The organism is Methylobacillus methanolivorans (assembly GCF_044751345.1).
Lineage (GTDB): Bacteria > Pseudomonadota > Gammaproteobacteria > Burkholderiales > Methylophilaceae > Methylobacillus > Methylobacillus methanolivorans.
Map to the genome: position 1 here is coordinate 734,661 of NZ_JBIWXY010000001.1, position 11,784 is coordinate 746,444.

Consider the following 11,784-nt stretch of genomic DNA (forward strand, 5'->3'; position numbering starts at 1 on the left):
AGAAAAGATTATGGCAAAAGTACATGTAACCGATGTAGTTCTACGTGATGGTCATCAGTCGCTGATTGCGACCCGCATGCGCACTGACGATATGCTGCCCATCTGTTCCAAACTCGATGCAGTCGGCTATTGGTCGCTGGAAGCGTGGGGCGGCGCAACATTCGATGCCTGCGTACGCTACTTGCGTGAAGATCCATGGGAGCGCCTGAAGAAGCTGCGCAAAGCCTTGCCCAACAGTCGTCTCCAGATGCTGTTGCGTGGTCAGAACCTGCTAGGCTACCGCCACTACTCCGACGATGTCGTGCGTGCTTTCGTGCAAAAATCCGCAGACAACGGTATTGATGTATTCCGTATCTTTGATGCGATGAACGACTTGCGCAACCTCAAGGTCTCGATTGAATCCGTAAAGGCAGTTGGCAAGCACGCAGAAGGTACGATTAGCTACACAACAAGCCCTGTGCATGACATCCCTTATTTCGTTAACTTGGCGAAAGAGCTGGAAAGCTTTGGTTGCGACACCATTGCCATCAAGGACATGGCCAGCCTGCTGACACCAGAGATCACCGGCGAATTGGTCAAGGCCTTACGCGAAGCTGTGAGCCTGCCGATTCACTTGCATGCTCACGCCACCTCTGGCCTGGCCAGCATGTCGATTCAGCGTGCCGTGGATAATGGTGTTGCCATTGTTGATGGCTGCATCTCCTCATTTGCTGAGGGTGCCAGCCTACCTACCACTGAAAGTATTGTGGCGGCACTCAAGGGCACCGAATACGACACTGGCCTTGACATCGGCCTGTTGCAGGAAATTTCTGCCTACTTCCGCGAAGTACGCAAGAAATACTGGCAATTCGAAAGCGAATTTACAGGTGTAGATACCCGCGTGCTTGTGAATCAAGTACCAGGCGGCATGATTTCCAACCTGTCCAACCAATTGAAGGAACAAGGTGCACTGGATCGCATGGATGCAGTGCTGGATGAGATTCCTCGTGTGCGTGAAGATTTGGGCTACCCTCCGCTGGTCACGCCTACATCCCAAATCGTAGGTACCCAAGCAGTATTGAACGTGATGACTGGTGCACGTTATAAGTCGGTCACCAATGAAGTAAAAAACTATCTGCTCGGTCATTACGGCAAGGCACCTTCCACCGTCAATTCTGACGTGCGTAGCTTGGCTGTAGGCAATGCAGAGGTCATCGAATGCCGTCCAGCAGACCTGCTGACAGCAGAAATGGAAAAGCTGCGTAATGAAGTAGAAGGCCTGGCCAAGAGCGAGGAAGATGTTCTCACCTATGCCATGTTCCCGGATTTGGCCAAGACATTCCTGCAAGAGCGTAATGCAGGTACGCTCAAGCCAGAACCTTTGCTAGACAAGGAAGCCGTAACTTCCAGCGAATCGCACTCACGTTTTGCACCAACTGAATTCAACGTCACATTGCACGGCGAAACTTTCCACATCAAGCTGACCGGTAGCGGTCACCATGGTGAAGAACAGCGCCCATTCTATGTATCCGTTGATGGTGTGGCAGAAGAAGTAGTCGTGGAAACACTCAATGAAATTGAGGTTTCCGGTGGCCAAAGCAATGGCGAGGCGAAGAAAAAGGCCAGCAGCAATACAGGCAGTGGCCGCCCTCGCCCATCACACCCAGGTTGCGTCACTACCGCAATGCCAGGCACCATCGTTGACGTCAAAGTCAATGTTGGTGACAAGGTAACGGCTGGTGATGCTGTCCTGGTGATTGAAGCCATGAAGATGGAAAATGAAATCCAGGCATCAAAGAGCGGCGTGGTGGTTGCCATCAACGTACAAAAAGGCGATAGCGTTACTCCCGACGAAACCCTGCTGGAAATTCAGCCAGACTAAGTCTTACTAATCTGCCATAGAAAGCCGGCCCGGGCCGGCTTTTTTATTGGCATTTTTTCCCTCAATGAATGCTACATGCCACAATGAAGTTTTAAACGCCAACTTTTATGCAACCTCTTATCCTGGCTTCATCATCACCCTACAGACGTGAACTGCTTTCCCGCCTGCAAATCCCTTTTACTGTACAGTCCCCTGGTATCGACGAAACACCAATGGTAGGTGAAGCACCAGAGCAAACCGCATTACGTCTTGCCCAGGCCAAGGCTCGTAAGGTTGCCGAAGCATATCCGGCAGCCTTGATCATTGGCTGCGACCAAGTTGCTACCCTGGATGGCTTGCAACTTGGCAAACCCCTGACACATGACAATGCAGTCAAACAACTCACCTTGATGCGTGGTCGCAGCGTTATTTTTCATAGTGCGTTGTGCCTGTACAATGCCAGCAACCAGCAGATGCAGGCAGAGGTTGTGCCTTTCACGGTGACTTTCCGCAATCTGAGCGACGCACAGATCGAGAACTATCTACAAAAAGAACAGCCTTATCAATGCGCTGGCAGCGCAAAATCAGAAGGCCTGGGAATCGCCGTGATTGCGAGCATGCAAGGCGATGACCCCAATGCCCTGATTGGCCTGCCATTAATCCGCCTGATCGACATGCTGGCGCAGCAAGGCGTCACTGTTATATAACCTTGTCCCTGATTGAGGAGATTCCATGATCTTGAAGCGTACGACTATCGCCATCTGCCTGATGACTACTTTCCAGGTAATGGCTGCCCAGGACGAGATTCGTAGCACCCTACATGATCAGCAAAGTGTCGCTGTCACGATTTATAACAACGACCTAGCCCTGGTCAAGGATCAGCGCAAGGTGAATTTGCAATCTGGTGTTAATGCCTTGGCATTGCGTGACGTCAGTGCGCAGATTCGCCCAGAAACCGCTTTGCTACGTAGCTTGAAAGGGCAATTGCAGACGCTGGAACAGAATTTCGACTACGACCTGCTCAGCCCGGAAAAATTGCTGGAAAAATATATCGGCCAAACAGTGCAAGTCATCCGCACCAACTCAGCAACAGGGGCAGAAACCATAGAGCCTGCCTTGGTACTGGCGGCCAACAATGGCACTGTACTCAAGATGGGCAACCGTATTGAGACCGGCATTCCTGGCCGTATTGTCTACCCGGATGTTCCCGGCAACTTGCGCGATCGCCCTACGTTGGTTACCTTGGTCTCCAGCAAGCAATCTGGTCCACAAGAGGTAGAACTCAGCTACCTGACCCATGGCTTAGGCTGGAAAGCCGATTATGTGGCAGAGCTCAATGCTGCTGAAGACCGCCTTGATTTGTCTGGCTGGGTTACCCTTACCAACACCAGCGGCACCACCTACCGGGATGCAAAACTGCAATTGGTCGCTGGTGATGTAAATCGAGTGACCCCGCCCCCTGTCCCAATGGCATTGATGCGCAAGAATGAATTGATGATGGCGGATGCCGCAGCTCCTGCAATGGCAGAAGAAGCCTTGCTGGAATATCACCTCTACTCACTGGAACGCCCCACGACTCTTGCCGAAAATCAAACCAAGCAAGTTGCGCTGCTCAGTGCACAATCAGTACCTGTGCGTAAGGAACTGGTATTAAGAGGATCACCTTATTATTACAACTCCAGCCAAGGGGACCTGGGACAAACCCTTAAACTAGGGGTCTTTGTCGAATTCGATAACAAGGAAAGCGCCAAGCTCGGCAAGCCTCTTCCCAAGGGCATCATGCGCGTCTACAAACAAGATAGCCAAGGCAATGCCCAGTTCGTCGGCGAAGATAATATTGACCATACCGCAAAAAATGAAATCGTTCGCCTCAAGCTGGGCGAAGCTTTTGATGTCACCGCAAATAAAAAGCAGACCGACTTCAAAAAGCTGCCCAGCCCAGCCAAGGGCAGTAGTCAGTTCGAGAGTGCTTACGAAATCGTTCTCAAGAATGCCAAGCCTCAGCCAGTCACGGTCAAAGTCATTGAGCCGATTCCAGGCGATTGGAATCTCTTGGCCCAAAGTCACCCAAGCACCAAGAGCAGTAGCAATAGCGCGAGCTGGAACATCACTATCCCAGCCAATGGCAGTACGACACTCACTTACAGGGTACAGGTGAAGCATTGAGTACGGGCACGCTATATATGCTCCCAGTCACACTGGGAGCAGACAACCTCTTGCAGGTATTGCCACAAGAGGTCATTCAACTGGCACAAGGCCTGGACACCTTTATTGTCGAAAACGAGAAAACCGCGCGGCGTTTCCTGGGCTTGATCAAGACCGCCAAACCCGTGCGGGAGCTCACCCTACTGACGCTGAATGAACATACGACTGACGCCGAACTCCCAGCTCTGTTGGCGCCTTTGTTGGCAGGAAAGCATGTTGGCTTGATGTCGGAGGCAGGGTGCCCTGGTATTGCCGATCCAGGTGCACGACTGGCAGAGCTCGCCCACAGGAAAAACATCCGTGTCGCCCCGCTAGTGGGCCCATCTTCCATTTTATTGGCACTAATGGGATCTGGGCTCAATGGCCAGCGCTTTACTTTTCTGGGTTATATCCCCAGTGATAAACAAGCCAGAATTCACCGGATCAAGGAAATTGAGCGCCACTCCAGACAGCATCAGGAAACGCAGATTTTCATTGAAACGCCATATCGCAACCAGCATTTATTGGAAGATATACTGGAACATTGCGCGCCGGAGACCAGGCTATGCATTGCACGCAATATTAGCCTGCCCACCGAACTGATTATGAGCAAACCTATTAAAGACTGGAAAAAATCAGAGTTGCCAGAGCTACATAAACAGCCCACGGTATTCCTGCTGCTGGCCTGAGGCTAGGCTGGCTCTTCAAGCTAAACCATGCCTAGCTTAGACCTAGGCACACATCGCACCTAGATCAGGCCCAGGATTCTCTTGACTGGTGCGTAACTGCGCCTATGAATATCGCAAACACCATGTTCGGCGAGTAGCTTAAGATGATGGGCGGTAGGATAGCCCTTATGCTTGGCAAAATCATATTGCGGATAACGTGCATGCATTTCGACCATTTCATGGTCCCGCGCTGTCTTCGCCAAAATGGAAGCCGCAGCAATTTCCTGCACCTTGCTATCGCCTTTGACTATCCCTTGTGACGGGATGCCGATCTTCGGGCAATGCAGGCCATCAACCAGCACCTGTGTAGGCGGCACAGTCAATTGCTCAATCGCGCGCTTCATCGCCAGCAAACTGGCCTGCAAGATATTTATCTCATCAATCTCTTCAGCACTACAAGAGGCAATCGCCCAAGCCAGCGCATATTGCTTGATCTCGATGGCCAATGCATCGCGCTTTTTCTCACTCAAGGTTTTGGAGTCAGCAAGCCCAATGATCGGGCGCTGAGGATCCAGAATCACAGCTGCCGCATAAACAGCACCTGCCAGAGGTCCGCGACCAGCCTCGTCCACACCACAGATGATGCTGCGATCGTTATTCATTTTATAAACGACAACACTGTCTGGGCAGCCTTTTCTTCAGTGTTCTGCCGCAGTAACTCATGCATGCGACGGAATTCGGTCTGAATATCGGCGATCTGGCTTTTATCCTTGAGCATCTGCAACAAGGTCGCCGCCAGTTTTTCCGGCACGGCATCGTGTTGCAATAATTCAGGCACAATAAAGCGGCCAGCCAAGACGTTCGGCAAGCCAACATAAGGCAGATATTTCATGCGTTTCAATATCTGCCAGCTCAAGTTAGGCATGCGATAAGTGATAATCATGGGTCGCTTAATCAAGGCAGCTTCCAGGGTGGCCGTACCCGATGCCACAATCACAGCATTTGCGGCCTCCATGGCTCGATGAGCATGACCGAACATAATATTGATGGGTAAATCATAACCCTCGTTCGCATACAAGGCGCGCTCAAAGATGGCGCGTGTCTCACGGGTAATCAAGGGCACAAGGAACCGTGCATCGGGACGCTCTGCCACAATCAACTTGGCAGTCTTGATGTAGAGGTCAGCCAGCTGCTGCACTTCACTCTGGCGACTACCAGGTAGCATGGCAATCACCAGGCTATCAGCTGGCAACTTAAGCTCCTCTCTCGCGCCTTCGATATCAGCCTCCATAGGCAGCATATCCGCCAATGGATGACCAACATAGGACACAGGCACGCCCGCTTGCTTGTAGATTTCCGGCTCGAAAGGAAAGAGCGCCAGCATATGCGATACGGCTTGCTGGATTTTCTTGATCTTGCCACGCCGCCAAGCCCAGATAGATGGACTCACATAATGTACGGTGGGAATGCCCTGGCGCTTGAGCTTGCGTTCCAGCGAAAAATTGAAGTCAGGCGCATCAATCCCGATAAACACATCCGGGCGGTGTTCAAGAAAATAGTCCCCTACCTGCCTGCGAATCTTGAGCAGGCCTGGCAAATGACGCAGGACCTCAACATAGCCACGTACAGAAAGCCTTTCCATCGGGAACAAGGTCTCCGCCCCTTCGGCAATCATCTTCGGGCCAGCAATGCCTACAAACTTGAGATCGGGACGTTGCTTCTTCAACGCCCGGATTAAATGACTACCCAATAGATCGCCAGAAGCCTCTCCGGCCACAATACCAATGGTCGGCATACAACACCCTGCTTCTAGCGGACGATACCGCGCGTTGAATGATGAAGGAAATCAACCAGGATATTGAGTTCTGGTGATGTCTTCTGCTGTTCTGCTAACTGCTGCTTGGCTTCTTCCAGTGTCAGGCCATTACGATACAAAGTTTTGTATGCACGCTTGATCTGCAAGATATTGTCGGCAGAAAATCCGCGTCGTTTCAGGCCTTCAGAATTAATACCATGCGGCTTGGCATCATAGCCAGCAGCGGTGACATAAGGCGGGATATCCTTGAATACCACCGAGCCCACAGCAGTAATCACATGGGAGCCGATCTTGCAGAACTGATGAATCAAGGTGAAACCGCCAAGAATGGCGTGATCATGCACATCGACATGGCCTGCCAGGGAGGAGTTATTGGCAAAAATAGTGTGATCGCCCACCAAGCAATCATGGGCAATATGTACATAAGCCATGATCCAGTTATGATTGCCGATCTTGGTTGTGCCTTTATCCTGTACGGTCCCGCGATTAAAGGTACAGAACTCACGGATCGTATTGCCATCACCAATTTCCAGTAGCGTTGGCTCGTCCTTGAACTTCTTGTCCTGAGGTACTTCCCCCAGTGATGAATACTGGAATATCTGATTATCCTTGCCGATCGTGGTTGGGCCTTTGATCACCACATGGCTGGCCACTCGGGTACCAGCATCAATGCGAACACCCGGCCCCACAATACTGAAAGCCCCTACCTCAACGCTGGAGTCCAGCTCAGCCTTGGGATCAATAATCGCTGTAGGATGTATCCTGGGTTCTGTCATACTTAAGCAATCGCCTTCAGAATACACATCATTTCAGCTTCGGCAACGACAGCCCCATCTACTAGAGCCTCGCCTTTGTATTTCCAAATGCCACGTAAAACGCGATCAATGCTGACCTTGAGAATCAATTGATCCCCTGGTGAAACCGGCTTCTTAAACCGAACATTATCCATACCGGCAAAATAATAGACAGACTTATCATTTGGCTTGGTATCCATGGTTTTGAACGACAGGATAGCAGCAGCCTGCGCCATGGCTTCCACGATCAACACGCCGGGCATCACTGGATGGTAAGGAAAATGACCAGGGAAGAAAGGTTCGTTGATCGTGACATTTTTTACAGCCACGATCTCTTTGTTCAACTCTAGCGAAAGCACACGATCCACCAATACAAAAGGATATCGGTGTGGCAGGTAATTCAGTATTTCATGAATATCCATGCTCGTCATAGCTTGTTCAGTCATGGCTTTTCTCGTTTCTCAACATCAAATATTATTTATCGTGCTGGGCATCAGGTGCTTGCAGGGATGACAATTGCTTTTCCAATTGCTTGACCCGCTCTGCAAGCTCTCCCAGTCTCCTAATACCCGCAGCAGTCCTGAGCCACTCATCATGACTCTGGAACGGCATTAATGCCGTATAGGTGTCCGTTTTGGTTAACGAACGTGTAATCATACTACCTGGCGACACGGTCACGCCATCAGCGATTTCAAGGTGTCCCAGGATCATGGCTGCGCCACCAATCCGGCAATGATTGCCCAGCACAGCACTTCCAGCAATGCCCACACACCCAGCGATCACGGAATTAGCGCCGATGCGGCAGTTATGCCCGATCTGTACTAGGTTATCAATCTTGCAACCCTCGTGGATAATGGTGTCGTCGATCGCGCCGCGATCAATCGTGGTATTGGCACCAATATCCACGTCATTTTCAATCACGACACGCCCGACCTGGGGAATCTTTACCCAACGCCCATTGTCCGGTGCATAACCGAAGCCATCGCCACCAATAACACTGCCTGAAAATATGCTGCAGCGCTCACCAATCACGCAGTGATGGTATAGCGTGACGTTGGCATGCAATACCGAATCTGCGCCGACCTCAACCCCCTCACCAATCACACAGCCTGGATGCACTACTACACGCTCACCCAGTACCACATTGGCCCCAATGACTGCGTGGGCCATGATGGTACAACTGGCAGGCACTGTCGCACTTGGTGCAATGCTAGCGGCCTGATTAACGCCAGCCTCATATTGAGGCTGGGGGTTCAGCAGGTCTGATACCTTGGCAAAATAGGCGTAAGGATTATCCGTGACTATTCTCGGCAAGGAGGTGATATCACGGTTCTCTGGGGTCAATATCACTGCACTTGCCTTGGTTGTAGCAAGCACGGAGCGATACTTAGAATCGGTCAGGAAACTAATCTGGCCTGCCTGGGCATTGGCAAGGGAGGCAACGCGAGAGATATGGATATCATCCACCCCCAACACATCCCCTCCCAGCCTAGATGCAATCTCCCGCAGGGAATACGACGTACTCATTGAATAAAATAGCGACGAACTGAGCTTACTTCTTGCCCAATGACTTCAATACCTTGTCGGTAATATCAATCTTTTTGTTGGCATAAGCGACACCACCGTATACCACCAGATCATAGCCCTCAGCTTCAGACACAGAGGTCACTGCCTTGTTAATACGATCCTGCAACACGCCCAGTTCTTCGTTCTTGCGCAGGTTCACATCTTCGCGCAATTCACGCTGTTTGCGTTGAAACTCGATCTTAAGGTTGGAAGCATCTCGCTCCTTGTTGCGGCGATCAGCCTCAGACATGGTCAAGCTATCTTTTTCCAGCGCAGTTTCCAGATCACGAATCTGCTTTTGCAAGCGATCCAACTCTGTCGTACGCGGACCAAATTCCTTTTCCAGCTTCTTGCCGCTTTCCGCCGTTTGTGGCGCTTCCTGCAGGATCTTGTCAACCTGCACATAGCCAATTTTCAACTCTGCGGCCTGAGTACTGGCAGCAAAAGATAAAGCACTAGCGACCAACAGACTTTTCAACAACTTATTCAATTGACTTTCTCCTGATATACAAGCTTTTGCTTCAATAATTCAAATTTAACCAAATCGTATTTAGACGAGCTTAAAACTGTTGCCCCATCTGGAATTGCAGCATTTGTGTACGATCACCGTCCTGTTTATTCAGTGGCTTGGCCAGTACCAACTTGATTGGACCAAATGGTGACAACCAGCTTACCCCAACACCAGTGGAATAGCGGATATCACTTAAACTTGTTGAGTAACCGCAATCTGCCTTAGTGGACCGGCTACAATCAATACCATCACCTGCAATAGAACCAGCATCAACAAAAGTACTCAACCTTAAGGCATTATTATCCTTCATGCCAGGTATTGGGAAATACAGTTCAGCATTAGCCAGCATACGTTTTGTACCGCCAGCAGCAAAATCACGATACCCAGTATTTTGGGTGTCATAGATACGAGGTCCAATTGAACTTTGTTCATAACCGCGCACGGAATTCACACCACCGGCATAGAAGTTCTTGAAGAATGGATAATCTTTATTGCCATAGGTATTGCCATAGCCTAATTCACCATTCAGCATCAAGGTCACACTCTTGCTAATATCCTTGTACCAAGCATGCTTGTATTCAAGCTTGTAGTACTGCAAATCTAGGCCAGGCAAAGCAATCTCGGTGCTAATACGCTGCAAAACACCCTTATTGGGGAACATGATGTTATCTCGCGTATCGTGCGTCCAAGCCAGGTTGGTAAACCAAGAACTGTTGCTACAACTATTCGCATCCTCGGCGCTACTGCAGTAGCGCTTAAATTGTGGTGGGCTATTGCTACTCAGTTCAACATCCGTGTAATCAACAGTCAGGCCTGCACTGATAAAATCACGCTCATTCAATGGCATACCGAAGTTTACACCCGCACCATAAGATGCAGTTTTGTAATCACCTGTACGCAGGTAGGTTGTGTCGACTTTACGATGGTAAACATTGAAACCGCGGCTGATACCATCGGGTGTGAAGTAAGGGTCAGTATAGGTCAGTGAGTAAACCGTATTGATACGACCCGTATTTACCTGCGCAGCCACTCGGTTACCAGTCCCAAGGAAGTTATTCTGGTTGATGGTTACGCCCAGCACAACACCTTCAAAGCTAGAAAGACCAGCACCAAACATCACGCTACCTGTCGAGCGCTCAGTCACGTTGATATTGAGATCAACCTGATCATTAGTACCAGGCACTGCTGGTGTTTCGACGTTCACATCCGAGAAATACTGCAAACGCTCAAGACGCTGCTTTGAACGCTCGATCTTGTCCGCACCATACCATGCAGACTCAAGCTGCCGCATCTCGCGACGCAACACTTCGTCACGTGTCCGCGTATTGCCCGTTAGGTTGATACGGCGAACATAAACTCGACGACCTGGATCAATAAAGAAAGTAAAGGCAACTGTATGCTTCTCCTTATTCACCTCAGGAATAGCATTGACATTGGAGAATGCGTAACCATCATTACCCAGGCGATCATTGATGGCTTTGCTAGATTCAGTCACACGTTGGCGATTGAACACTTCACCAGATGACACAGAAATCAGGTTGCGCGCCTCTGCTTCAGGAATCAACATTTCACCGGCTAGCTTGACGTCCGTAACGGTGTACTTTTCGCCCTCGGTAACATTGATAGTGATATAAATATCACGCTTATCAGGAGTAATAGAGACTTGAGTGGAATCAATATTGAACTCAAGATAGCCCTGATTCATGTAGAAGGAACGCAATGCCTCCAAGTCGGCTGTCAGTTTCTGGCGAGAGTATTGATCATTTTTATTCCACCAGGTCAGCCAGTTAGGCGTTGTCAGCGTCAGCTTTTCCAGCAACTCATCCTTGGTGAACTCCTTGTTGCCGACAATGTTGATATTGCGAATCTTGGAGACTGCACCTTCTTCAATATCAAACCTGACAGCAACGCGGTTACGCTCCAGTGGCGTCACTGATGTCTTGACCGAAGCACCATACTTACCCTGAGATAGATATTGACGCTTGATTTCCTGCTCGGCACGATCCAGCATGGATTGGTCAAAAATCAACCCTTCCGCCAAACCAATTTGCTTTAAGCCTTCCTTCATTTTATCCGTGGGAAAGGACTTGTTGCCGTTGAATACCAGCTGGGCAATGGCTGAACGCTCTTGCACCATCACCACGACAATGCCATTGTCGGATTCAATGCGGACATCCTTGAAAAAACCTGTGCCGTAAAGGGACTTGATAGCCTGAGTAGCCTTTTCCTCGGTCATGGTATCGCCGACACGGACAGGCAAATAGTTGAATACCGTGCCAGCTTCAGTACGTTGCAGGCCTTCTACGCGGATATCCTTTACCACGAAAGGATCTTGGGCTAGTGCCGCAGTGGAATATAGAGCCAGGACAAGTAGTGGGATATGCTTAAGCTTCATGCCAAACTTC

11 protein-coding genes are annotated in these 11,784 nt (G+C 50.1%); 4 read left to right on the plus strand and 7 right to left on the minus strand.

The window, feature by feature from the left end:
• Nucleotides 1-10: 10 nt before the first annotated feature.
• The 4 genes from oadA to ACIKP9_RS03400 all read left to right on the plus strand — a co-directional run bounded on the left by oadA (nt 11) and on the right by ACIKP9_RS03400 (nt 4,713).
• Nucleotides 11-1,861, plus strand: a complete 1,851-nt coding sequence (gene oadA, locus ACIKP9_RS03385; RefSeq protein ID WP_400879293.1) for a sodium-extruding oxaloacetate decarboxylase subunit alpha — start codon at nt 11-13, stop codon at nt 1,859-1,861.
• A 107-nt stretch (nt 1,862-1,968) separates the two neighbouring features.
• On the plus strand, nt 1,969-2,547 hold the full coding sequence (locus ACIKP9_RS03390; protein ID WP_400879296.1) for a Maf family nucleotide pyrophosphatase: 579 nt from the start codon (nt 1,969-1,971) through the stop codon (nt 2,545-2,547).
• A gap of 25 nt (nt 2,548-2,572) precedes the next feature.
• Entirely contained in the window at nt 2,573-4,006 is a 1,434-nt protein-coding gene (locus ACIKP9_RS03395) for a DUF4139 domain-containing protein (RefSeq protein WP_400879299.1), read from the plus strand.
• Between the two features lie 17 nt (nt 4,007-4,023).
• Nucleotides 4,024-4,713, plus strand: a complete 690-nt coding sequence (locus ACIKP9_RS03400; protein ID WP_400879302.1) for an SAM-dependent methyltransferase — start codon at nt 4,024-4,026, stop codon at nt 4,711-4,713.
• A 59-nt stretch (nt 4,714-4,772) separates the two neighbouring features.
• On the opposite strand, the gene rnhB is transcribed toward ACIKP9_RS03400, so the two are convergent.
• The 7 genes from rnhB to bamA all read right to left on the minus strand — a co-directional run bounded on the left by rnhB (nt 4,773) and on the right by bamA (nt 11,774).
• Nucleotides 4,773-5,354, minus strand: coding sequence for a ribonuclease HII (rnhB, locus tag ACIKP9_RS03405; RefSeq protein ID WP_400879305.1), 582 nt, complete (start codon nt 5,352-5,354; stop codon nt 4,773-4,775).
• Nucleotides 5,351-6,487 (minus strand): lipid-A-disaccharide synthase, encoded by a 1,137-nt coding sequence (gene lpxB, locus ACIKP9_RS03410; RefSeq protein WP_400879307.1) that lies wholly within the window; start codon nt 6,485-6,487, stop codon nt 5,351-5,353. Before lpxB ends, rnhB begins: the two co-directional genes overlap by 4 nt.
• A 14-nt stretch (nt 6,488-6,501) precedes the next feature.
• On the minus strand, nt 6,502-7,284 hold the full coding sequence (lpxA, locus tag ACIKP9_RS03415) for an acyl-ACP--UDP-N-acetylglucosamine O-acyltransferase (RefSeq protein WP_400879310.1): 783 nt from the start codon (nt 7,282-7,284) through the stop codon (nt 6,502-6,504).
• A gap of 2 nt (nt 7,285-7,286) precedes the next feature.
• The gene (gene fabZ, locus ACIKP9_RS03420) at nt 7,287-7,748 is read right to left on the minus strand and encodes a 3-hydroxyacyl-ACP dehydratase FabZ (protein ID WP_230347284.1); all 462 of its coding nucleotides are present in this window, start codon (nt 7,746-7,748) and stop codon (nt 7,287-7,289) included.
• A gap of 28 nt (nt 7,749-7,776) precedes the next feature.
• Nucleotides 7,777-8,829 carry a UDP-3-O-(3-hydroxymyristoyl)glucosamine N-acyltransferase gene (gene lpxD / locus ACIKP9_RS03425; RefSeq protein WP_400879314.1) on the minus strand — a complete coding sequence of 351 codons (1,053 nt, stop codon included), beginning with the start codon at nt 8,827-8,829 and terminating at the stop codon, nt 7,777-7,779.
• Nucleotides 8,830-8,854: 25 nt separating this feature from the next.
• Nucleotides 8,855-9,358, minus strand: coding sequence for an OmpH family outer membrane protein (locus tag ACIKP9_RS03430; RefSeq protein WP_230347286.1), 504 nt, complete (start codon nt 9,356-9,358; stop codon nt 8,855-8,857).
• A gap of 70 nt (nt 9,359-9,428) precedes the next feature.
• Nucleotides 9,429-11,774, minus strand: a complete 2,346-nt coding sequence (bamA, locus tag ACIKP9_RS03435) for an outer membrane protein assembly factor BamA (RefSeq protein ID WP_400879317.1) — start codon at nt 11,772-11,774, stop codon at nt 9,429-9,431.
• Nucleotides 11,775-11,784 lie beyond the last annotated feature (10 nt).